Raw genomic sequence first — 21,549 nt, forward strand, 5'->3', positions numbered from 1 at the left:
AGTGGTCACGTCGGGCGGTCGGCTCACCCGCGTGAGTTGGGTTCGCCGGCTCGTACGGACGGCGCTTGTCAGGTTGGGCAGTTGGCGCACCCGTGAGGGGTGAGTTCGGCGACAGGGCTGGGTTGGGCAGCCGACTCATCCGCGGGGCAGGCGCCGCCGCCTCGGTTGGCGGCGGCGCCTGTCCCCGGGGCTGGGGTGGTTCAGTTGCGTGCGCCGCGGGACTGAGCGGCGATTGCTGCTAGGAGGATTGCGGCTCCTACGAGGGCTGGGGTGGTGAGCCGTTCGTGGAAGGCGAGGATGCCGATGGCTGCGGCGACGACCGGTTCCAGCAGGGCGATGGTGGCGGCTGTCGAGGCTTTCAGGGTCTTCAGGCCTGTGTAGAAAAGCGTGTACGCGAACGCCGTCGGGACCAGACCGAAGTACGCGATCAGTAGCCAGCCGGTGAGTGTGGCCGGGAGGGCGGCGAAGGGGGCGAGGAAGGCGGCGCCGACGGCGAAGCCCAGGAGTGCAGCGGTGACGGGGTCTGGGGTGTTGCGGTTCAGGAGTGTTGTCAGTGTGTAGCCCGCGGCAGAGGCTACGGCTGCTGCTATGCCGGTGAGACTGGTCGTGCCGGCGGTTGCCGACAGCAGGCCGAGGCCTGCGACAGCCACGAAGAGGGCCGGCGTCAGTCGTTCGCGGGCGGCGACGGCGACAAGGATCGGCGCGGCGCCCAGGGCGATCACCGTGGCTGTTCCGACGCCGACGCGCGGGATCGCGGTGAAGTAGCCGAGCTGGCAGACAGCCAAACCCAAGCCGCTCAGCACATGACGCACCGAGCCGGCCGCCACCAACGGACGAACCGGGGTACGGCGGGTGAGGAGGCGGGCAAGGATCAGCCAGAGGGCGGCGGATGCCAGGCGCCAGAAGGAGACGGCGAGTGGTGTGAGGCCCTGCTGGGTGAGAAGGGCGCCGGTCGGGCCGCCGGTGCCCCAGGCGACGGCGGCGGCGATGATGGCGACGAGGGCACGCCTCGTCGAGAGACGGTGGTGCATGGGACACTCCGGGAAGGTGTTCGCAACGAATGGTCGAGGCGTCTGCGAACAGCCCGAAGAAGCCCAGGCCGACGACCTGGGCGCGAGAGCAGCCGTCCGCTAAGCGGCGGCCGGCGGAGTGATGATGCGATGCACGAGGAGGACCTTAACCAGTCCCCCGCCGTCGGGCGAACGCATTTACATCCGCAGGTACGAACCTCCGTTGAAGTCCAGCACGGTCCCGGTGGCGAACTCGGCCTCGGGCGATGCCAGGTACAGGATCGCGGCGGCGACCTCGGACGGATCGGCCACGCGTTCGAGCGGGCTCTCCAGCCGGCGCCGGTCGTACCCGTCGCCGGCCAGGTTCACCGCGGCCATGTCCGTCACGGTCCAGCCCGGCGCGATCGCGGTGACCGCGATCCCGTCCGGCCCGAGCGCCCGCGCCAGCGACTGCGTGAAGGAGACGATCGCCGCCTTCGAGGCACCGTACGCCGGCTGGTTCGGCTCGCCGCGGAACGCGCCGCGCGACGACACGTTCACGATCCGCCCGCCGCGCGGCATGTGCCGGACCGCGCACCAGGTGACGTTGGACGGGCCAACGAGATTCACGGCGAGCGTGTCCGTCCACGCCTGCTGCCATTCGGCGTACGTCGACTCGCGGATCCGGTGCGGGTGGTACACGCCGGCGTTGTTCACCAGGACGTCGATCCCGCCGAGCGTCCGCGCCGCGTCGTCGACCGCGGTCCGGATCGCCTCCGGGTCGGCGAGGTCGGCCTGGACCATCACGTGCCCCGTCCCGGGAAGCTCCTTCAGGACCTGGGCCGCGGCGTCCGGCGAGGAGCTGTAGTGAACGGCTACGCGATCACCCGCGGCAGCGAACGCCCGCGCCGCCGCCGCGCCGATCCCCCGCGAAGCCCCCGTCACCAGCACAGATCGGTTCATGGGACCGATCCTTTCATCAACCGCGAGGCTTGATGTCCCGTCGGTACGACTTGCTGGCCCGCACCCAGTCCTTCTTCGCCTGCGCCCGCAGCCGCGCGTCGGCCCGACGAGCCATGTACGCCGCTTCGCGCTGCAGCTTCACCCAGCTGTCGTAGCGCCGGTACGGCAACGACCCGTCCTCCAGCGCCGCCTGCACCGCGCACCCGGGCTCCATCACATGTGAGCAGTCCTTGAACTTGCACTGCTCCGCCAGCGACGTGATGTCGGGGAACGCCGCGGCCAGTCCTTCGCCGCTCTCCTGCAGGCCGATCCCCCGCAGCCCGGGCGTGTCGATGACGACCCCGCCCGCGGGCAGCACGATCAGCTCGCGCCGTACCGACGTATGGCGGCCCTTGCCGTCCTCGCGGATCTCCTGAACGTCCAGCAGCTCCACGCCGGCGAGAGCATTCACCAGCGACGACTTGCCGGCACCACTCGAGCCGAGCAGCGCCAATGTGGCGTTCCCGTCGAGCAGCGCCCGTACGTCGTCGATGCCCGCACCCGTGGTCGCGCTGCACACCAGTACGTCGGCACCCGGCGCGGCGAGCGCCACGTCCTCGGCCAGCGACTCGGCGTCCCCGACGAGGTCGGACTTGGTCAGTACGACGACCGGCCGTGCACCGCTCTCCCAGGCCAGCGCCAGGAACCGCTCGATGCGGACGATGTTCGGCTCCGGGACCAGACCGACGACGATGGCGATCACGTCGACGTTGGCGGCGAGCACCTGCCCGCGCGACGAGCCGCCGACCTCGGCGCGCACGATCGTGGTCCGGCGCGGCAGCACCGACTCGAGCGTGATCCGGTCGTCCGGCCAGAACCGCAGGACGACCCAGTCCCCTGTGCAGGGGCCGGCCTGGGCGTCGGAGGCGATCTCGGCGAGCAGCGCCCCGGACCAGCTCGCGCGGACCGGACCGTCCTCGGTGAAGACCGTCGCCAGGCCCTTGTCGACCCGGGCGACGCGTCCCGGAACGAGGTCCTCCGGGACGGACTGCAGAAACTCGGCCGTGGAACTGTCGAGTCCCAGGGCCTGAAGTGTGGCTGACATGCGGCGAACCTTTCCGAGGGTCCGGCCGCGGGATCAGGTCAGCGGACGGACGGTGTAGGAGACAACGGCCCGACGGGCCTGTTGAAAGCTCATGGCGGTTGCCTCCTTCCGGTTCCAGCGGTCCCGAGCCGGGGACCGTGTGTCGCGATGCCGTCAGCCTAGGTCGTCGGTGTCACCCTGCGCACCGGATTTTCCGACCGAGGCCGGCTTGCGCGCGGCCTCGGTCTCACCTTGAGCTTCAGGCTCAGGCTTCGGCTCAGCCTTCGGTCGAGGGACGGCATTGCGTGGCCGCTCGGCGAGCTTCTCGATCTTCCGGCCGAGCTGCGCCTCGGGCCGCTCCTCCTCCATCACCGGGGTCAGCGTGTGGTCGTGGTGCGGCTCCGACTCCGCCCTCATCACCGGCTCGACCTCGTCGCCGGCCTCCTCGACCGTCGCGACGTTCTTGACCTCTGCGACCTGCGCCTTGTGCGGCCACAGCCGGTCCACGACCGCGTTCAGCGCGGCGCCGATGAGTACGGCGATCGCGGTCATGTAGAGCCACATCAGGACCGCGATCGGCGCGGCCAGCGGCCCGTAGATCGACGTACCGCCGACCGTGCTCTGCAGGATCCACCGGAGCACGAAGCTGCCCAGGATCCAGATCGACAGCGCCAGGAACGAGCCGGGCAGGTCGGAGACCCACGGCGTCCGGATCGGGACCGACAGGTGGTACAGGGTGTTCAGGAAGCCCGCGGACAGGATCGTGACCACCGGCCAGTACAGCTGGTTCAGGAAGTCCAGCCGGTGCGGCAGCAGCGCGTCGACCGCGTTCGGTCCGGCCAGCACCAGCGGCAGGACGATGACCCCGATGACGAGGGCCGCGCAGTACAGCGAGAACGACAGCGCCCGGGTCCGGACGATGCCCCGCTTGCCGCCCATCCCGTACATGATCGTGATGGTGTCGACGAACACGTTCAGCGCGCGGCTGCCGGACCACAGGGCCAGCACGAAACCGATCGAGATGACGTCCGGCCGGCCGCCGTTCAGCACCTGGTCGAGGGTCGGCGCGATGACGTTCTTGATCGAGTCGTCGGTCAGCGCCCGGGCGGCCAGGTCGACGATCTGCTGCTTGATGTCGTTGATCGTCTCGACCTCGAACCACTTGCTCGCGATGTAACCGAGCGAGCCGGCCAGCCCGAAGATCAGCGGCGGCAGCGAGAGGATCGCGAAGAACGCCCCCTCGGCCGCGAGTCCGGTGACCCGGTAGCGCAGACAGACGCCGACCGTCTGGGTGAGCAGCTTCCAGGTCGTCGCGGGGACCTTGCGAACCCATGCCAATGAGAGGGAGCTCCCACCAGTGGGTCCTGCCCCAGAACGTGCCATACCGCTTACCGTACTGACATGGCGGACCCATTCGCGGTAACGAATCAGGCTCCCCCACTGCGGGGCGTGAACTTCTTCACCCAGGACCGGCCCCTCGGTGACGCTCTGCGTCCGTACGCCGACCTGACGGCGGATCCCGGACTCGGCCGGATCGGCGAGCTCGCGGGCTCCGAGGAGGCCCGTGCGCACGCCCTCCCCGCGAACCAGAACCCGCCGGTCCTGCGCACCCACGACCGCTACGGGAACCGGATCGACGAGGTCGAGTTCCACCCGTCGTGGCACTGGCTGATGGAGCAGGCCGTCGGGTTCGGGCTCCAGGCCGCGCCCTGGACGACACAGCCGAGCGACCACCCGGCGCCACACCTGACCCGCGCCGCGGGGTTCTACCTGTGGTCGCAGGTCGAGCCCGGGCACGGCTGCCCGATCTCGATGACGTACGCCGCGGTGCCGGCGCTCAGGGCGGACGAGCAGCTCGCCAAGGAATGGGTCCCGCAACTGGCGTCGACCCGGTACGACGTACGGCGGTTGCCGGTCGCGGCGAAGCACGGCGTACTCGCGGGGATGGGGATGACCGAGAAGCAGGGCGGCTCCGACGTCCGGGCGAACCTCACGACCGCGACCCCGGCCGGGGACGTGTACCAGCTGAACGGGCACAAGTGGTTCTGCTCCGCGCCGCAGGTGGACCTCTTCCTGGTCCTGGCGCAGGCGCCGGACGGACTGAGCTGCTTCGTCGTACCGCGGGTTCTTGCCGACGGCAACCGGAACCCGTTCGCGCTGCAGCGGCTCAAGGACAAGCTCGGGAACCGGTCGAACGCGTCGTCGGAGGTCGAGTTCCACGGCACCATCGGGTACCGGCTGGGAGACGAGGGCGCCGGGGTGCGGACGATCATCGAGATGGTCGCGGCGACCCGTCTGGACTGTGTGCTCGGCTCCGCGGCCCTGCAGCGGCGGGCGCTGGTCGAGGCTGCTTGGCATACGCGGCACCGGAGCGCGTTCGGTGGGTTGCTGGCGGACAAGCCGGCCATGCAGAACGTGTTGGCGGATCTCGCGATCGAGTCCGAGGCGGCGACGGCCCTGGGGATGCGCCTGGCCGCCGCGGTGGACGCCGCGACCGCGGGCGACCCGCAGCAGGCGGCGTTCCGGCGGATCGCGCTGCCGCTCGCGAAGTTCTGGGTGTGCAAGCGGACGCCGTTCATGGTGGCCGAGGCGCTGGAATGCCTCGGCGGGAACGGGTACGTCGAGGAGTCCGGGCTGCCGCTGCTCTACCGGGAGTCGCCGCTGAACTCGATCTGGGAAGGATCAGGCAACGTCAACGCGCTCGACGTCCTGCGGGCGCTGCGCCGCCCGGAGTCGCTCGACGCGTGGCTGACGGAGATGGCTGCCGTTCAGGGTGCCGATCAGCGGCTGGACGCGGCGGTGAACGACGTACTGCAAGCGCTTGCTGACACCGAGAATGCCGAAGCGGGCGCGCGCAGGCTGGCCGGACAGATGGCTCTTTGCCTCCAGGCATCGTTGCTGATCCGGCATTCCGCGCCCGAGGTCGCGGACGCATTCGTCGCGTCGCGGCTGGCGGGTGACTGGGGCGGAGTGTTCGGGACGCTGCCGCGCACGACGCCGTTCGATCGGATCCTCGAGCGCGCGATAGGGTGAGGCGTCGCGACTGGCGCGCTAGGTGGAGAACCACCGGGGAGCGAAGAACGCGGGCACCGTGCGCCTGGGTGCCGGCGACCCACTGCAACCGCAGGAGAGACAACGATGACTCAACCCTTCGACGCCGCCGCCGCGTCGGCCGCGTACAACAACGCGCTGCAGGTGATCGCCGCGGTGGAGCCCACCATCGCCGGCGCGATCAAGGCCGAGCTGGCCGACCAGCGGTCCTCGCTGAAGCTGATCGCGAGCGAGAACTACGCCTCCCCCGCCACCTTGCTCACGATGGGCAACTGGCTGTCGGACAAGTACGCCGAGGGCACCATCGGGCACCGCTTCTACGCCGGCTGCCAGAACGTCGACACCGTCGAGCAGACCGCGGCCGACCACGCGCGGGCCCTGTTCGACGCGCCGCACGCCTACGTCCAGCCGCACTCCGGCATCGACGCGAACCTGGTCGCGTTCTGGGCGATCCTGGCCCAGCGGATCGAGTCCCCGGCGCTGGCCGAGGCGGGCGCGAAGCACGTCAACGACCTGAGCGAGGAGGACTGGACCAAGCTCCGCAAGGCGCTCGGCGACCAGAAGATGCTCGGTATGTCGCTGGACGCCGGCGGTCACCTGACGCACGGTTTCCGGCCGAACATCTCCGGCAAGATGTTCAACCAGCACTCCTACGGCACCGACCCGGCGACCGGCCTGCTCGACTACGACGACGTCGCCCGCAAGGCCCGCGAGTTCAAGCCGCTGATCCTGATCGCCGGCTACTCGGCGTACCCGCGCAAGGTGAACTTCGCGACAATGCGCGAGATCGCCGACGAGGTCGGCGCGACCCTGATGGTCGACATGGCGCACTTCGCCGGCCTGGTCGCGGGCAAGGTCTTCACCGGCGACTTCGACCCGGTCCCGCACGCGCACGTCACGACGACCACGACGCACAAGTCGCTGCGCGGCCCGCGCGGCGGCATGGTCCTGTGCCAGCCGGAGTACGCCGAGTCCGTCGACCGCGGCTGCCCGATGGTCCTGGGCGGCCCGCTCAGCCAGACGATGGCCGCGAAGGCCGTCGCGCTGGCCGAGGCGCGGCAGCCCTCGTTCCAGCAGTACGCGCAGGCGGTCGCCGACAACGCGGTCACGCTTGCCGAGGGTCTGATGAAGCGCGGCGTCAAGCTGGTGACGGACGGCACCGAGAACCACCTGGTCCTGCTCGACGTCTCGTCGTACGGCGTCACCGGCCGGCAGGCCGAGTCCGCGCTGCTCGACGCGGGCATCGTCACCAACCGCAACGCCGTCCCGCGCGACCCGAACGGCGCCTGGTACACGTCGGGCGTCCGGATCGGTACGCCGGCGCTCACCACGCGCGGCTTCGGCGCCGACGAGTTCGACCGGGTCGCCGAGCTGATCGTCGACGTGCTCTCCGCGACCACGCCGACGACCACCTCTGCGGGCGCACCGTCCAAGGCGAAGTACGTGCTGGCCGACGGCGTCGCCGACAAGACCAAGGCCGCCTCGGCCGAGATGCTCGAGAAGTTCCCGCTGTACCCGGGCCTCGTGCTCAACTGACACGCAAACCAGCGCCCGCTCCCCCCGTGGAGCGGGCGCTGTGTCGTGTGATCAGGAGTCCTGCACACCCATCAGGACGTCCGGCGACGGTTTCGCGGCACGCTTCGGCATCAGTACGGCCGCGAGGACCGCGCCGGTGACAGCGATGCCGGCGGACACCCACATCGTGGTGTTCAGGCTGGTGAGGAAGGCGTCGCGCACGCTGTTCGCGAGGTCGGCCGACCCCGTCTTCGCGGCCACCGCGAGTCCGCCGCCGAGGCTCTTCTCGACCGCGTCCGCTGCCTGCGCCGGCAGACCTGCGGTGTCGACGTCGTGGCGATAGACCGAGTTCAGGACGGTGCCGAGGACGGCGACTCCCACCGTGCCGCCGACCTGGCGGAACGCCTGCAGCAGGCCCGATCCGGTGCCGGCCCGCTCCGGGTCGAGGACGCCGAGCGCCGCGTTCATTGCCTGCGGCATCGAGCACCCGAGGCCGAAGCCGACCACGGCGAACCAGGTCGCGGTGTAGCCGTACCCGGTGCCGAGGTCGGTGAAGGCGCCGAGCACGAACCCGGCCGCCATCACCGCGAAACCGGTCATCACGACCAGCCGGGTGCCGACGCGGGCCTCGACCGGTTCGGCCAGCTTCGCGCCGACCGTCATGCCGCCGATGAACGGCAGCAGCTTCAGCCCGGTGTGCAGCGCGTCGGACCCGTTGATGCCCTGGAAGTACTGCGGCATCGTGAACAGCAGCCCGAAGATCGCGAACACCGAGACCGTCAGCAGTACGGCGCCGCCGGTGAACACCTTCTCGCTGAACAATCGCAGCTCGATCAGCGGACCGGCGGCCCGCCGCTGCCAGAGCAGGAACGCGCCGATCAGGACGACGGCCAGCGCGAGGTACACGATCGTGACGCCGTCACCCCAGGACGTCTCGCCGGCCTTCGTCACGCCGTACACCAGAGCGGCCAGACCCGCGCTGGACAAGACGATGCCGGGCCAGTCGATGGCCGGGCGGTTCGAGCTGCGGCTCTCCGGGACGAGCAGCGTGACGGCGAATGCGGCGAGGAACGCGATCGGCACGTTGATCACGAAGATCCACTGCCAGCCGGCGTGGTCGAGCAGCAGGCCGCCGACGATCGGGCCCAGCGGCATACCGATGCTGTTGGCAACGACGAAGAACCCGATCGCCTTCTTCCGCTCCTCCGCGGTGCGGAACAGCACGGTGATCAGCGACAGCGCGACCGGGACGATCATCGCCGCGCCGATCCCGAGGAACGCCCGGGCGGCGATCAGCTGACCGGCCGAGTCCGACAGCGCGCAGGCGACGGACGCCAGCCCGAACAGGGACAGCGCGATCGCGATGATCCTGCGCCGGCCGTACCGGTCGCCGAGCAGCCCGGCCGGCAGCAGCAGCGCGGCGAGCACCAGGTTGTAGCTGTTCGCCATCCATTGCAGCTGGCTCGTGGACGCGTCCAGGTCCTGGGAGAGCGTCGGGAGGGCGACGTTGAGCACGGTGGTGTCCAGGCCGAGGACGAGGACGGCGAGACACAGGGCGATGAGGACTCCGAAGCGCCGCGCACCGGTGAGCGCCGGCGAGGAAGTGCCGATGGTCGAGGTCATGAAATTCAAAATATCAGAAGTTTGTGATAGTTGCGATAGATCAGATTACTGTAAGCTTCAACCATGGCGGAGGAACCGAGCCGGGAGGCAGTCAGCCAGTTCGTCGAGCGCTTCGCGGGCGTGCTGGCGAACAGCGGCGTGCCGACGATGTCGGCGCGGGTGATGGGCGCGATGCTGGTCAGCCCCACCGGCACGATGACGGCGGCCGAGCTCGCCGAGTCGCTGAAGATCAGCCAGCCCGCCGTGTCCGGCGCCGTCCGGCAGCTGCTCCAGGTCTCCTTCATCTCCCGCGAGCGGCTGCCGGGCTCACGCAAGGACCACTACCGGATCCGCGAGGACGTCTTCGCGGCGATCCTCGAGCGCCGCAACCTGGCCCTCAGCGAGTGGGAGTCGACCAGCCGCTCCGGCGCGTCGCTGTTCGGCGAGGACTCCCCCGTCGGCCGCCGCCTCACCGAGGCGGCCGACTTCTTCGCCTTCATCCACGCCGACATGGACCAGATGATCAAGAACTGGCGCTCGGCACACTCACGGTGAACCGCCGCGAGGCGAAGCGGCTCGTCGGTACGGCGTGGCTGGACAGCGACTACCGCACCGCGTGGGAGACCCGCATCATGCGCCGCCGGGTCCCGCTGTACCGTGCCGCGATCGGTGCGCTGCGCGCGCTCAACGCGGTGACCGGCGGGCGGAACCGTCCGTCGTTCCGGGTGACCCGCTGGGAGCGGGTGGCTCCGCACGGCGGCACCTTCGCGATGGACAAGCTCGAGACGATGACCGGGCGCACCGATCATCCCGTCACGTCGCGGGCCGAGTTGCGCGCGCGGACGTCGTTCGCCTCCCGGCTGGCGCGGGCGGTGTCCGCGGACGAGTGGCCGCAGATCATCGCCGAGTACGAGCGGCGCCGGCGCGGCGAGCGACCGCAGTACCGGTACGTCGGGCATCGGCCGCTGAACGCGACGTCGCACGCGCTGATGGACGAGGCCTGGGTGCGGGGTGACCTGCCGACGGATCCATTCCGGGCGTGGAACGTGCTGAAGTACGAGGACGAGGGAGCCTTCTACAGCTCGTTCTTCACGCACGGCAACGCACGCGGGTACGCCGGTGGCGAGACGAACGTGGGGTTCCAGCGCGGGCGGGTCGTGTTCGACGTGAACTGGCGGCAGACCGCCTCGCTCGCCGGCGAGCAGGCAGTCCTTCGCCGCAGCCGGTTCCTCCGGGCGAAGGAGCTGGTCAAGTTCTTCCGGACCGAGCTGAAGGAGGTCGTCCGACCCCCGGCCGAGCCCGCTGCGGCGCCCACGACGTACGAGGACGTCTACACGCCCGAGGTGGTCGCAGCCGTCGCCGACTTCACGAAACCCGAAGCGCTGCGCTCGCCGACCGCTCGCGGTGAGACCACGCCGGACCGGCACCGTGCCTCCGCGATCGAGGTCGCCAACACCGTGGAGCGCGCTCTGCCACCCTTGACCGCCGCGCCACGACCCTCGGCCGGCGTGCCGGAAGCCGGCAGTACGACGTCGCACGGCGCCCGCGCGGATCATCCACGCCGGCCGGACGGCCCCGTTCGTTGAGCCCTACTTGCAGGTTGTGCTGATCGGGGGTGCTGAGAGGTCTGCCTGCAGCTGACGGGCCGCGGCGAGAGCGACGGCGTCGGCGCCGTGCGGGGCGACGACCTGCATCCCGACCGGGAGGCCGTTCGACAGACCGGCCGGGACGCTCACCGCCGGATGACCGGTCACGTTGAAGACCCAGCACGGATCGCCGGTCACGATGCTCTGCTCGTGCTGGTCGTAGCCGTGGGCAACGGTCAGCGTCGTCGGCGTCACCAGGACGTCGACCTCCGCGAAGAGGTCGGCGAGCGCCCTGTTGTTGTGGTCCCGGATCTCACGGGCCCGGTTGGCTGCGGCAGCCTCCGCGCCCCGTCCGTTGTCGAGCGCCGACAGGACCGGCCACGCCTCGTCCGTGGGTGCGAGCTTCAACGGTACGTCGACCACCTGCACGTCAGTCGCCGCCAGGCGTTCACGCAGTACGCGATCGACGCCTTCCTCTGCGGGACAGGCGCCCAGCGTCGAGAAGTACGCAACCCGCCACCGCCGGGTGGGCTCGGTCGGTACCGGCCAGTGCGGCAGGGCCGACGGGTCGAGGCGGTGCGGCCCGCTGGCGATGCTCGTCGCGAGGACGACGTCGTCGAGGTCCGCGCCGATCACGCCGGCCGTGGTCAGTCCGCCGAGCCCGCGCCCACCCGGCCGCGGCACGCGCCCGTACGTGCCCTTGAACCCGACGATCCCGCAGAACGCCGTCGGGATCCGCAACGATCCGCCGCTGTCACCACCGGTCGCGAGCGGTACGACGCCTGCCGCCACCGCGGCCGCTCCCCCTGCGGTCGAACCGCCGGGTGAGCGCTCGGGATCCCACGGATTCCGGGTGTACTCCCGCCCGTTCCACCCGAACGTCAGCGAGACGGCACCCGGCCGCGCCCGCGTCGCCCACCCGATCGGGATCGCGCCGGCCGTGACCAGGCGCTCCAGGATCGGCGACTCGGGCGGCGTCCGCGCCTTGATCAAGAACGGCACGCCTGCCAGTGCCCCGGTCGGCTCCAACCGCTCCGCCGCCCGCCGCGCCCCCTCCGCGTCGAGCTCCTCGACGAAGTGCAGCAGAGGATCCAGCCGCCGAGCGGCGTCGAGAGCGGCCTCGACAACCTCGAGCGCGGCCACACTGCCCGACCGCACCGACGCCGCGGTCTCACGAGCTGTCATCCGGCGACGAGGGCGTACGCGAAGGGGAGCCGGCGATCCAGCCACGGAGCTTTGATCGTGATCGATTTGGTTGCTTCGGACAACATGACGACGTCGTCGCCGGCTCGCCATTCGAGGACGCGTTCCTTGGTGGGCTGGTCGCCGCCGTCGGCGCCGAAGCTGGTGAGGGCGTCGAGGACGCCGGTGAAGATCCGGCCCGCAGCCTTCTCGGCAAGTTGTTTGGCGTCGCCGCTCAACCACTCGGTGCGTCCGACGATCTCCGGACGGCCGGGCTGGTCGATACGCCAGTTCGGGCGCAGCAACGGCCGCGTCGACGGGATGCGGGTGATGGAGCCGAGAGATGAACCGTCGGCATCGCGCACGGTCCAGGAGTCGGGACCCGCCGCTACGGCGACGCACAGCAGCCGGGTCAGTTCGGCGTCGAGGTACAGCGAGTGTTCCGGCCCGGCATATGCACACGCCGCGAGCACCCGGTCGTGCTTCCCGCCCTGCGGCACCCGGATCGCCTTCGGCCCCCAGCCGATCTTCTTGCGCTTCGGCGTAGCCGGCAGCTCGACCGTACCGACGGTGAATTCGCGGACGCTCTCCCAGCCGGACACCTGCGCGAGTTTACGGCAGCGGCGACGCGATCGACGCGGGCGTGCAAGCTCGACAGGACGTATCCATCCCGATCCGGCACGCGCACGCGGGACAACCCGCGCGGAAGGCGGACATGTCCTGTCGACCCTGCACATGAGTTCAGCGATTGACCCTGGCCGCCGCCCACAGGACCAGGGCCGCGAACAACGATGCGACGAGCGCGCAGGCGACCGGAATGCTCGAGAGGCTGATCAAGGCTCCGAAGCCGGTCATCGCGACGGGCATCAGGGCCTCGTCGGACAGGTTCACGATGCTGAAGCTGCGACCGAGGTACGCCGGGGCGACCGACTGCTGGAACGCCGCCGACAACTGCGCCGACGCGATCCCGGCCGTGCAACCGATCATCGCCATCGCGACGAAGACACCGAGCTTCGGCATCAGCCCGATCATTGCGCAACCGGCCGCCTGGACGACGAGTGCGAGCAGACCGGATCGCGCGAGGTCGGCCGGCTTCCACCGCATCGCCACCAGCGCACCGACCGCGGCGGCGACCCCGGAACACGCCTCGAACCAGCCGTACCAGGCCGAGCCCCAGCCCGCGGAGTGGGTGCGTTGCACCAGACCGACGGCGAGGATCGGGCCGACGCACAGATTCAGCCCGGAGAACGCGATCACCAGCGTCCGCGCCCGGACGTCCCGCTTCAGGTAGCCGAAGCCGTCGCGCAGGTCCGCGCGGATCGACCGCCCCACCGACACCGGCTGCGGGAGCCGGGGCTTCACCAGGAAGGCGAGCGCCAGCGCGATCACCACGAACGACGCCGCGTCGACGATCATCACCGTGATCAGCCCGCCGTGCGCGACCAGCAGGCCGCCGAGCGGAGCGCCTGCGAAGATCGCGAGCCGCTGCGCCAGTTGCGAGCCGGCCGACAGCTTCACCAGGTCCTCCGAGCGGACCATCCGCCGCGGCAGCGTCCCCGAGGCCGGTGTGTAGAGCGCGTCGACGGCACCGAAGACGACAGCGACCGTCAGCAGGAGCGCCAGGGACAGACCCCAGATCGCCACGGCCGACGCGGCGAGGGTGAGTACGACGATCCGCGCGAGGTTGGCCAGGATCATCGTCCGGCGGCCGTCGAACCGGTCGGCCAGCGCGCCGCCGTACAGCAGGACGAGCGCCTTCGGCAGGGCGCCGACGCCCATCACCAGTCCGGCGCCCGCCGGGGTCGTGATCTGGGCGGCGCTCCACGCGAGTCCGACGTACCACGCCATGTCCCCGGCCTGCGAGACCGCGGCCGACGCGATCCATCCGTGCACCCGATGGTCTCTCCGGAGCGGCGGGAAGACCTCGGTGGTCACGGGCGGGCAGGGACGGCGTGGGCGAAGAAGAAGACGCGGTGCGCGTCGTCACCCTCGGCGGGATTGTCGTGGTACTCCCGGACCAGGTCCTCGACCCGCTCGCTCAGCTCGACGAGCTGGTCGGGCGTCAATGTGAGCCATCTCTCGGTCGCGTACGCCGCCCGCACCCAGGGCTCGCCGAACTCGTGCCGGATGTCGAACCACTGCCGCACCTTGCCGACGTGGTGGGCGAGGTTCGCGTCCTCGGCGGTGGCCGCGACGAGCTCGCCGGCCGGGTCCCCCTGCGCGTCGGCGATCGACCACGAGTACTCCGAGGTGTCGCCGAGCTTCCACCAGCGTTCGCGGCGGTTCCGCGCCAGCTCCGGGGCTTCGGCGATCACGCCCGCGGACGCGAGAACCTTCAGGTGATGGCTGATGTTGCCGACAAGTTCTCCGGTCGCGGCGGCCAGCGCGGAGGCGGTCGCGGGACCGTCGACGGACAGCAGGTCGAGCAGCCGGCGGCGCAGCGGATGGTGCATGGCGGCGAGCACGGACGGCGTCACGGTCCGGCGGTTGGCGGGCGTCATGACGAGCAGAGTACGTCGCACAAGAACTCTTGCACAAGAGTTCTTGCGGACTGCGTTCGGTAGCAGAATCAATCTCCAGCAGACTGGTAGACATAGCCACATCGTGAGATCGGGTCTCACGATGTAGGAATGGGAGTTGATTTGTCAGGCTCTGACGCTGACGCTTGTGGACATGCTCGCTGCCCTCTCCACCCACCTCGTAGGTCGCATTCATGTCGACCTCGGGCGGATGCGCAGCGCCATCTGTTGTCCTTCGATGTTCTGACAGCCACCCTGCCCGGGCCAACGACGGCCCCCTGATCACCCCCGATCACCGCTGGGTGCGCACCGCGCGGAACGCATCGAACCGACGACGCTTCGATCTGCCGCTCGCAGGTGAGCACCTGTCACGAGGACAAGGACACGCCCCCGATGACTGCCGGCGTCACCTCTGCTGCCCGGAAACCGGCCCGCCCCCGCAAAGGCAAGGGCGAAGGCCAGTGGGCACTCGGATACCGCGAGCCGCTCAACAAGAACGAAGAGAACAAGAAGAACGACGACGGCCTGAACGTCCGGGCCCGGATCGAGAACGTCTACGCGCACCGCGGCTTCGACTCGATCGACCCCGCCGACCTGCGCGGCCGGTTCCGCTGGTGGGGTCTGTACACGCAGCGCAAGCCCGGGATCGACGGCGGCAAGACCGCGACGCTCGAGCCGGAGGAGCTGGACGACCGCTACTTCATGATGCGGGTCCGGGTCGAGGGCGGCCAGCTGACCGCCGAGCAGCTCCGGGTGATCGCGGAGATCTCCACGACGTACGCGCGCGACACCGCGGACATCACGGACCGGCAGAACATCCAGCTGCACTGGATCGCGATCGAGGACGTGCCGGCCATCTGGCAGCGGCTCGAGGCGGTCGGCCTGTACACGACCGAGGCCTGCGGTGACGTGCCGCGGGTGGTGATCGCCAGCCCGGTGGCGGGGATCGCCGCGGACGAGATCATCGACCCGACGCCGGCCATCGACGAGATCGTCGAGAAGTACATCGGCTCGAATGAGTTCTCCAACCTGCCGCGCAAGTTCAAGACCGCGCTCACCGGGCACCCGTCGCACGACGTCGTCCCCGAGGTGAACGACATCGCGTTCGTCGGTGTGGTGCACCCCGAGCACGGCCCGGGCTTCGACCTGTGGGTCGGCGGCGGCCTGTCGACGAATCCGATGCTCGCGCAGCGGCTCGGCACCTGGATCCCGCGCGACGAGGTCGCGCAGGCCTGGTGGGGCGTCACCAGCATCTTCCGCGACTACGGCTACCGCCGGCTGCGCAACCGGGCCCGGCTGAAGTTCCTGCTCGCCGACTGGGGTGTGGAGAAGTTCCGCGAGGTGCTCGAGGAGAAGTACCTCAAGCGCAAGCTGATCGACGGCCCGGCGCCCGAGGTGCCGGCCGTCCAGGGCGACCACGTCGGCGTACACAAGCAGAAGGACGGCAAGTACTTCGTCGGCGTCGCGCCGGTCGTCGGCCGGGTCTCGGGTACGTCGCTCGCGCAGGTCGCGGACGTCGTCGCGCGGCACGGGTCGAACCGGATCCGGACGACCGCGCAGCAGAAGCTGCTGGTGCTGGACGTGGAGGAGTCGCAGGTCGACTCGCTCGTCGCCGAGCTGGACGCACTCGGGTACCAGGCGAACCCGTCGGCGTGGCGGCGGAACACGATGGCCTGCACCGGTATCGAGTTCTGCAAGCTGGCGATCGTCGAGACCAAGGCCAAGGCCGCGCAGCTGATCAACGAGCTCGAGGAGCGGATCCCCGAGCTCGACGTACCGATCACGGTGAACGTCAACGGCTGCCCGAACTCCTGCGCCCGGATCCAGGTCGCGGACATCGGCCTGAAGGGCCAGCTGGTCCTCGACGCCGACGGCCACCAGGTGCCCGGCTACCAGGTGCACCTCGGCGGCGGCCTCGGGCTGGACGCCGGGTTCGGCCGCAAGCTCCGCGGCCACAAGGTCACCGCCGACGACCTCACCGACTACGTGGAGCGTGTCACCCAGAACTACCTGAAGGAGCGCAACGAGGGCGAGCGCTTCGCCCAGTGGGTCACCCGAGCGGACGAGGAGGCACTGACATGAGCGAACGTGCGGCGCCCCTCTACTGCCCGTACTGCGGAGACGAGGACCTCAGGCCCTCCGAGGACGGCCATGGCACGTGGGAGTGCCGGCCGTGTGCACGGGTGTTCCAGCTGAAGATGATCGGGTTGCGGGTGACGGTGGAATGAGTGACTTGAAGACGATCGCCGAGGAGGCGAACGAACGGCTCGCCGACGCGTCGGCGGTCGAGGTGCTCGCGTGGGCACGGGAGACGTTCGGCGACGAGCTCGTCGTCACCGCCTCGATGGCCGACGGTGCGCTCCCGCACCTGGCGGCGCAGGCGGCGCCGGGCGTCGACGTCCTGTTCCTGGACACCGGCTACCACTTCGCCGAGACGATCGGGACCCGGGACGCGGTCGCGGCCACGCTGCCGATCCACCTGATCAACGCGACCCCGCGGCAGACGGTCGCGGAGCAGGACGCAGAGTACGGCGAGAAGCTGCACGACCGCGACCCGAACAAGTGCTGCGCGCTGCGCAAGGTCGAGCCGCTGAACCGGTACCTGTCCGGCTACAAGGCCTGGGTCACCGGCATCCGCCGCGAGGAGGCGCCGACGCGGGCCAACACGCCGCTCGTCGAGTACGACGAGAAGCGCGACATGGTGAAGCTCAACCCGATCGCGCCGTGGACGCAGGAGGACCTGGACGGCTACATCCAGGACAACGGCGTACTCGTGAACCTGCTGCAGTACGACGGCTACCCGTCGATCGGCTGCGAGCCGTGCACGCAGCGCGTCGCGCCCGGTGAGGACCCGCGCAGCGGCCGCTGGGCCGGCACCGGCAAGGTGGAATGCGGGTTGCACACATGACCGTCCCGGTAACAAGCACAGTGACTGAGCTCGATGCTCTCGAGAGCGAATCGATCTTCGTGTTCCGCGAGGTGGCGGCGGAGTTCGAGCGGCCGGTGATCCTGTTCTCCGGTGGCAAGGACTCGATCGTCATGCTGCACCTGGCGCGGAAGGCGTTCGCGCCGGCCGGCGTGCCGTTCACGTTGCTGCACGTCGACACCGGCCACAACTTCCCCGAAGTGCTCGAGTACCGTGACGCGGTCGTGCGGCAGCTCGGGCTGCGGCTCGAGGTCGCGAGCGTCGAGGAGTACCTCGCCGACGGCCGGCTGCGCGAGCGCGCGGACGGCACCCGGAACCCGTTGCAGACGGTCCCGTTGCTGGACGCCATCAACGGGCACCGCTTCGACGCGGTGTTCGGCGGCGGCCGCCGCGACGAGGAGCGGGCGCGGGCGAAGGAGCGGATCTTCAGCCTGCGCGACGAGTTCGGGCAGTGGGACCCGCGCAACCAGCGCCCGGAGCTGTGGTCGCTGTACAACGGCAAGCACCGCCCGGGTGAGCACGTCCGGGTGTTCCCGCTGTCGAACTGGACCGAGCTGGACGTCTGGAACTACATCGAGCGCGAGGGCATCGAGCTGCCGAGCATCTACTACGCGCACGAGCGGGACGTGTTCGAGCGCGACGGCATGCTGCTGGCCGTCGGCCCGTACTCGCAGCCCCGCGACGGCGAAACGGTTGCCAAGCGCATCGTTCGGTACCGGACCGTCGGCGACATGTCCTGCACCGGCGCGGTGGCCAGCGGCGCCTCGTCCGCGGCCGAGGTGGTCGTCGAGGTCGCCGCGAGCGAACTGACCGAGCGCGGCGCGACCCGGGCCGACGACCGCGTCAGCGAGGCCGCGATGGAAGACCGCAAGCGAGAGGGGTACTTCTGATGAGCACTCCGACAGAGCGGCTCGCCCAGCGCGGCCTGCTGCGGCTCGCGACCGCGGGCTCGGTCGACGACGGGAAGTCGACGCTGGTCGGCCGGCTGCTGCACGACTGCAAGGCGATCCTCGCCGACCAGATCGCGCACGTGAAGACCGTGTCCGAGGCGCGCGGCGGTGACTTCGACTTCGCGCTGCTCACCGACGGCCTGCGGGCCGAGCGGGAGCAGGGCATCACGATCGACGTCGCCTACCGGTACTTCGCCACCGACAAGCGGTCGTTCATCCTGGCCGACTGCCCCGGGCACGTGCAGTACACCCGCAACACCGTGACCGGCGCCTCCACCGCCGACGTCGTCATCATCCTGGTCGACGCCCGCCACGGCGTCCTCGAGCAGACCCGCCGGCACCTCGCCGTCGCCGGCCTGCTCCGGGTCCCGCACGTCGTCCTCGCGGTCAACAAGATCGACCTGGTCGGCTACGACGAGGCCGTGTACACCAAGATCGCCAAGGACGTCGGCGAGGTCGCCGACCAGCTCGGCATCGCCGACCTGCAAGCCATCCCGGTGTCCGCGCTCGCCGGCGACAACGTCGTCGAGCGGTCCGCCGAGACCGCCTGGTACGACGGGCCGACCCTGCTCGAGCTCCTGGAGAACGCGACCGGCCGCACCGACACCTCGACGCAACCGCTGCGCTTCCCGGTGCAGTACGTGATCCGGCCGCAGACCGACGACGAGTACCGCGACTACCGCGGCTACACCGGCACTGTTGCCTCCGGCACGGTCACGGTCGGCGACCCGGTCATCGTGCTGCCCGCGGGCCGCCGTACGTCGATCGCCGGTATCGACCGCCCGGTCGTCACCGCCACCTCGACCGCGGTGGCCGAGCGGCCGTCCGCGGTCGCCGGCGAGGCGGTCACCGTCCGGCTCGCCGACGACATCGACGTCGCTCGCGGCTCGGTGATCGTGGCCGCCGAGGCCTCCCCCGGCACCCGCCGGGAACTGGCCGCCACCGTCAGCTGGCTGTCCGACCGGCCGCTGACGGTCGGAGCCCGAGTGCTGATCAAGCACACCACGACGACCGCGCAGGCGATCGTCACCAAGATCACCGGGGCGCTGGACCTCGACACGCTCGGCGTCATCGATGCCACCGAGCTGGGCCTCAACGACATCGGCAAGGTGCAGCTCAAGGTCGCCGCACCGCTGGCCGCCGATCCGTACTCCAGCAACGCCATCACCGGATCGTTCCTGCTGATCGACGCCCACGACGGGTGGACACTCGCAGCCGGCATGATCGACGACGAAGAAGGGGAACTGCTGTGACTGCTCCAGCGCTCGTGATCCTCGCCCACGGCAGCCGCGACCCGCGTTCGGCCGCCACCGTCCACTCGCTCGTCACGTGCCTGCGCGGGATGCGGGACGACCTGCGGATCGAAGCCTCCTTCCTCGACCACTGCCCGCCCACGCCGTACCAGGTGATCGGCAAGCTCGCCGCCGAGGGCGTCGAAGAGGTCGTCGTCCTCCCGCTGCTGCTGTCGTCGGCGTACCACGCCAAGATCGACGTACCGGCCGTCGTCGACGAGGCCCGGACCCGGTTCCCGAACCTGCGGATCATCGCCTCCGACGTGCTCGGGTACGACGACACGCTGCTCGACGTCCTCGACCGCCGGATGCGCGCGGAGCTGAAGGACGGCCGGGTACGGGAGCTGGACGCGATGGTGCTGGCCTGCGCCGGTTCCAGCGATTCGCACGCGAACGCGAGCGTGACCCGCCTCGCGCGGCTGTGGGGCCAGCGTCACAAGCTGCCGGTGACCGCCGCGTTCGTCGCTGCCGCATCCCCGTCTCCCGCCGAGGCGGTGCTCCAATGGCGCCTGGAGGGTCGCCGCCACGTGGCGGTCGGCTCGCTGTTCCTCGCGCCCGGGGTGCTCCCGGACCAGGCCGAAACCACCTCACGCCGGGCCGGCGCGGTCGCCGTGTCCGCGCCGCTGGGCGTGAGCGCCGAGGTGGCCCGGCTGGTCCTGCTCCGCTACGGCGTGGCCGGCCTGGACCTGCTCACCCTCGAGCCGGCCCCGCGCCCGGTCATCGCCCGCCCGGAGCTCGTCCGGACGGCCTAGAACCGGTGCGGGTCGACGAAGGAGACGTCAGTGGAGGGCGTCTCCTTCGTCGTGATCTGCGCCAGCAGCTCGCCGAGACCGGCGCAGTGCTTGAAGCCGTGCCCGCTGTCGCCGCCGGCGATCACCACGCGCTCGTCGTACCGCCCGGCCAGGAACTGCCCGTCGGGCGAGTCCGTGACCATGCACGGCATCACCTTCACCGGCTCGGGGTCGAGCTCCGGGAAGTGCTGCGCGATCGCGGCGGACAGCTCGGCGATGTCCTTGCGCGGGTGGATGTAGCGGTCGAGCTCGTCGGGGTCGACATCCCGGTCGCGCTCGGCGCCGTCGAGGCCGACCTTCACGAGGAAGTCCTCGTCGGACCCGTGCCCCCACAGTCCGCGGCCGTCGGCGAACTCCCAGATGAACGACGGGAAGTTCCGCAGCTGGAACGCCTCCGCGGCCGGATCCTTCGGCTGGAACCAGAACAACGGCGTCCGGCGCGGTGACAGCGGCAGCCCCGGGACGAGCTTGCTCAGCCAGGCGCCGGTGCTGACGACGACCTGCTCGGCGGTGATGCTGGTCGTCGGCGTCCGCACCGTCACCCCGTCCGGGCGGACGTCGATCGCCGTCACCATCGTGTGCGGATAGACGGTCGCCCCCAACCGCTGAGCCTCCGCGACGTGTGCTCGTACGGCCGGCTCCGCGTAGCAGATCCCCGCGTCCGGATCCCAGACGGCGATGTCGTCGTCCGCGAGTGCGTACTGCGGGAAGCGCTCGGCCAGCTCGTCGTGCGAGAGATCCGTCGTCCGTGCGCCCGCGGCCCGCCGGGCACCGGTCACCGGGCGGCTCGCCGGAGCGCCGACGTTCAGCGAGCCGGTCTGGCGGACGTACGTCTCGCCGGTCCGCTCCCCCAGCTCGGTCCACAACGCCAGCGACGTCCGCGCGATCGCGGTCAGCCCGGGATGCTCCATACACGCCACGCGGAACAGCCGCGTCGTCCCGTGCGACGAGCCGAACGCGTGCCCGATCGCCTGCCGCTCGATCCCGACCACGTCGACCCCGCGCGCCGCCAGCCGCCACAGCGCCGCCGACCCGAACGCACCCAACCCGACGACCACCACGTCCGCCCGCAGACTCGTCATGCGGTCACCCTATGACCCGACCGACGGTCGGGCCGGGG

Annotated in this window: 20 protein-coding genes and 1 riboswitch; of the genes, 10 read left to right on the forward strand and 10 right to left on the reverse strand. The window is 70.4% G+C overall.

What is annotated here, in order from left to right; all coding sequences use genetic code 11:
* Positions 1-200: 200 nt before the first annotated feature.
* The 4 genes from AB0I12_RS14295 to AB0I12_RS14310 all read right to left on the reverse strand — a co-directional run bounded on the left by AB0I12_RS14295 (position 201) and on the right by AB0I12_RS14310 (position 4,353).
* Entirely contained in the window at positions 201-1,031 is an 831-nt protein-coding gene (locus AB0I12_RS14295) for a DMT family transporter (protein ID WP_359929138.1), read from the reverse strand.
* A 177-nt stretch (positions 1,032-1,208) separates the two neighbouring features.
* The gene (locus tag AB0I12_RS14300) at positions 1,209-1,952 is read right to left on the reverse strand and encodes an SDR family oxidoreductase (protein ID WP_359929140.1); all 744 of its coding nucleotides are present in this window, start codon (positions 1,950-1,952) and stop codon (positions 1,209-1,211) included.
* A 16-nt stretch (positions 1,953-1,968) separates the two neighbouring features.
* Entirely contained in the window at positions 1,969-3,036 is a 1,068-nt protein-coding gene (gene rsgA / locus AB0I12_RS14305; RefSeq protein WP_359929142.1) for a ribosome small subunit-dependent GTPase A, read from the reverse strand.
* Between the two features lie 153 nt (positions 3,037-3,189).
* The gene (locus tag AB0I12_RS14310) at positions 3,190-4,353 is read right to left on the reverse strand and encodes a YhjD/YihY/BrkB family envelope integrity protein (protein WP_359929144.1); all 1,164 of its coding nucleotides are present in this window, start codon (positions 4,351-4,353) and stop codon (positions 3,190-3,192) included.
* Positions 4,354-4,416: 63 nt separating this feature from the next.
* Between AB0I12_RS14310 and AB0I12_RS14315 the strand changes: the two genes are divergently transcribed.
* Positions 4,417-6,048 (forward strand): acyl-CoA dehydrogenase family protein, encoded by a 1,632-nt coding sequence (locus tag AB0I12_RS14315; protein ID WP_359929146.1) that lies wholly within the window; start codon positions 4,417-4,419, stop codon positions 6,046-6,048.
* Positions 6,045-6,125, forward strand: a riboswitch (ZMP/ZTP riboswitch). Its footprint overlaps the gene before it by 4 nt.
* A gap of 28 nt (positions 6,126-6,153) precedes the next feature.
* Entirely contained in the window at positions 6,154-7,602 is a 1,449-nt protein-coding gene (locus AB0I12_RS14320) for a glycine hydroxymethyltransferase (protein ID WP_359929147.1), read from the forward strand.
* Positions 7,603-7,653: 51 nt separating this feature from the next.
* Here the strand turns inward: AB0I12_RS14320 and AB0I12_RS14325 are convergent, their stop codons facing one another.
* The gene (locus tag AB0I12_RS14325; protein WP_359929148.1) at positions 7,654-9,204 is read right to left on the reverse strand and encodes a DHA2 family efflux MFS transporter permease subunit; all 1,551 of its coding nucleotides are present in this window, start codon (positions 9,202-9,204) and stop codon (positions 7,654-7,656) included.
* A 63-nt stretch (positions 9,205-9,267) separates the two neighbouring features.
* Between AB0I12_RS14325 and AB0I12_RS14330 the strand changes: the two genes are divergently transcribed.
* Together AB0I12_RS14330 and AB0I12_RS14335 are read left to right on the forward strand one after the other, a co-directional pair.
* Positions 9,268-9,738: a MarR family transcriptional regulator gene (locus AB0I12_RS14330; RefSeq protein WP_359929150.1), complete on the forward strand. Its 471-nt coding sequence runs from the start codon at positions 9,268-9,270 to the stop codon at positions 9,736-9,738.
* Positions 9,735-10,769 (forward strand): hypothetical protein, encoded by a 1,035-nt coding sequence (locus tag AB0I12_RS14335; protein ID WP_359929152.1) that lies wholly within the window; start codon positions 9,735-9,737, stop codon positions 10,767-10,769. Before AB0I12_RS14330 ends, AB0I12_RS14335 begins: the two co-directional genes overlap by 4 nt.
* A gap of 3 nt (positions 10,770-10,772) precedes the next feature.
* On the opposite strand, the gene AB0I12_RS14340 is transcribed toward AB0I12_RS14335, so the two are convergent.
* From AB0I12_RS14340 to AB0I12_RS14355, 4 genes are all read right to left on the reverse strand, one after another.
* A complete protein-coding gene (locus AB0I12_RS14340) occupies positions 10,773-11,954 on the reverse strand; it encodes an amidase (RefSeq protein WP_359929154.1) in 1,182 nt (393 codons plus the stop codon).
* On the reverse strand, positions 11,951-12,553 hold the full coding sequence (locus AB0I12_RS14345) for a hypothetical protein (protein WP_359929156.1): 603 nt from the start codon (positions 12,551-12,553) through the stop codon (positions 11,951-11,953). The genes AB0I12_RS14340 and AB0I12_RS14345 overlap by 4 nt, the downstream gene beginning before the upstream one ends.
* Before the next feature lie 139 nt (positions 12,554-12,692).
* Positions 12,693-13,886, reverse strand: coding sequence for an MFS transporter (locus AB0I12_RS14350; protein ID WP_359929158.1), 1,194 nt, complete (start codon positions 13,884-13,886; stop codon positions 12,693-12,695).
* Positions 13,883-14,452: a helix-turn-helix domain-containing protein gene (locus AB0I12_RS14355; RefSeq protein WP_355690785.1), complete on the reverse strand. Its 570-nt coding sequence runs from the start codon at positions 14,450-14,452 to the stop codon at positions 13,883-13,885. Before AB0I12_RS14355 ends, AB0I12_RS14350 begins: the two co-directional genes overlap by 4 nt.
* Positions 14,453-14,863: 411 nt before the next feature.
* On the opposite strand from AB0I12_RS14355, the gene AB0I12_RS14360 reads away from it, so the two are divergent.
* Genes AB0I12_RS14360 through AB0I12_RS14385 form a run of 6 tightly spaced genes read left to right on the forward strand, consistent with a single transcriptional unit; the run spans position 14,864 to position 20,390 of the window.
* On the forward strand, positions 14,864-16,552 hold the full coding sequence (locus tag AB0I12_RS14360) for a nitrite/sulfite reductase (protein WP_359929160.1): 1,689 nt from the start codon (positions 14,864-14,866) through the stop codon (positions 16,550-16,552).
* A complete protein-coding gene (locus tag AB0I12_RS14365; RefSeq protein ID WP_355690782.1) occupies positions 16,549-16,698 on the forward strand; it encodes a hypothetical protein in 150 nt (49 codons plus the stop codon). The genes AB0I12_RS14360 and AB0I12_RS14365 overlap by 4 nt, the downstream gene beginning before the upstream one ends.
* On the forward strand, positions 16,695-17,378 hold the full coding sequence (locus tag AB0I12_RS14370; RefSeq protein WP_359929162.1) for a phosphoadenylyl-sulfate reductase: 684 nt from the start codon (positions 16,695-16,697) through the stop codon (positions 17,376-17,378). Before AB0I12_RS14365 ends, AB0I12_RS14370 begins: the two co-directional genes overlap by 4 nt.
* A complete protein-coding gene (gene cysD, locus AB0I12_RS14375; RefSeq protein WP_359929163.1) occupies positions 17,360-18,286 on the forward strand; it encodes a sulfate adenylyltransferase subunit CysD in 927 nt (308 codons plus the stop codon). Before AB0I12_RS14370 ends, cysD begins: the two co-directional genes overlap by 19 nt.
* Positions 18,286-19,599: a GTP-binding protein gene (locus AB0I12_RS14380; protein ID WP_359929165.1), complete on the forward strand. Its 1,314-nt coding sequence runs from the start codon at positions 18,286-18,288 to the stop codon at positions 19,597-19,599. The genes cysD and AB0I12_RS14380 overlap by 1 nt, the downstream gene beginning before the upstream one ends.
* Positions 19,596-20,390: a sirohydrochlorin chelatase gene (locus AB0I12_RS14385; protein WP_359929167.1), complete on the forward strand. Its 795-nt coding sequence runs from the start codon at positions 19,596-19,598 to the stop codon at positions 20,388-20,390. Before AB0I12_RS14380 ends, AB0I12_RS14385 begins: the two co-directional genes overlap by 4 nt.
* Here the strand turns inward: AB0I12_RS14385 and solA are convergent.
* The gene (gene solA / locus AB0I12_RS14390) at positions 20,387-21,511 is read right to left on the reverse strand and encodes an N-methyl-L-tryptophan oxidase (RefSeq protein ID WP_359929169.1); all 1,125 of its coding nucleotides are present in this window, start codon (positions 21,509-21,511) and stop codon (positions 20,387-20,389) included. The genes AB0I12_RS14385 and solA overlap by 4 nt on opposite strands.
* Between the last annotated feature and the right edge of the window lie 38 nt (positions 21,512-21,549).

Source organism: Kribbella sp. NPDC050459 (genome assembly GCF_040655315.1).
Taxonomy (GTDB): Bacteria; Actinomycetota; Actinomycetes; order Propionibacteriales; family Kribbellaceae; genus Kribbella.

What these genes read in the sequence shown, in the direction of transcription:
- AB0I12_RS14315 (WP_359929146.1), top strand. Translation starts at nt 4,417, where the DNA reads ATGGCGGACCCATTCGCGGTAACGAATCAGGCTCCCCCACTGCGGGGC.
- AB0I12_RS14325 (WP_359929148.1), bottom strand. Translation starts at nt 9,204, where the DNA reads ATGACCTCGACCATCGGCACTTCCTCGCCGGCGCTCACCGGTGCGCGG.
- AB0I12_RS14295 (WP_359929138.1), bottom strand. Translation starts at nt 1,031, where the DNA reads ATGCACCACCGTCTCTCGACGAGGCGTGCCCTCGTCGCCATCATCGCC.
- AB0I12_RS14300 (WP_359929140.1), bottom strand. Translation starts at nt 1,952, where the DNA reads ATGAACCGATCTGTGCTGGTGACGGGGGCTTCGCGGGGGATCGGCGCG.
- AB0I12_RS14380 (WP_359929165.1), top strand. Translation starts at nt 18,286, where the DNA reads ATGAGCACTCCGACAGAGCGGCTCGCCCAGCGCGGCCTGCTGCGGCTC.
- AB0I12_RS14370 (WP_359929162.1), top strand. Translation starts at nt 16,695, where the DNA reads ATGAGTGACTTGAAGACGATCGCCGAGGAGGCGAACGAACGGCTCGCC.
- AB0I12_RS14365 (WP_355690782.1), top strand. Translation starts at nt 16,549, where the DNA reads ATGAGCGAACGTGCGGCGCCCCTCTACTGCCCGTACTGCGGAGACGAG.
- cysD (WP_359929163.1), top strand. Translation starts at nt 17,360, where the DNA reads ATGCGGGTTGCACACATGACCGTCCCGGTAACAAGCACAGTGACTGAG.
- rsgA (WP_359929142.1), bottom strand. Translation starts at nt 3,036, where the DNA reads ATGTCAGCCACACTTCAGGCCCTGGGACTCGACAGTTCCACGGCCGAG.
- AB0I12_RS14320 (WP_359929147.1), top strand. Translation starts at nt 6,154, where the DNA reads ATGACTCAACCCTTCGACGCCGCCGCCGCGTCGGCCGCGTACAACAAC.
- solA (WP_359929169.1), bottom strand. Translation starts at nt 21,511, where the DNA reads ATGACGAGTCTGCGGGCGGACGTGGTGGTCGTCGGGTTGGGTGCGTTC.
- AB0I12_RS14340 (WP_359929154.1), bottom strand. Translation starts at nt 11,954, where the DNA reads ATGACAGCTCGTGAGACCGCGGCGTCGGTGCGGTCGGGCAGTGTGGCC.
- AB0I12_RS14330 (WP_359929150.1), top strand. Translation starts at nt 9,268, where the DNA reads ATGGCGGAGGAACCGAGCCGGGAGGCAGTCAGCCAGTTCGTCGAGCGC.
- AB0I12_RS14355 (WP_355690785.1), bottom strand. Translation starts at nt 14,452, where the DNA reads ATGACGCCCGCCAACCGCCGGACCGTGACGCCGTCCGTGCTCGCCGCC.
- AB0I12_RS14360 (WP_359929160.1), top strand. Translation starts at nt 14,864, where the DNA reads ATGACTGCCGGCGTCACCTCTGCTGCCCGGAAACCGGCCCGCCCCCGC.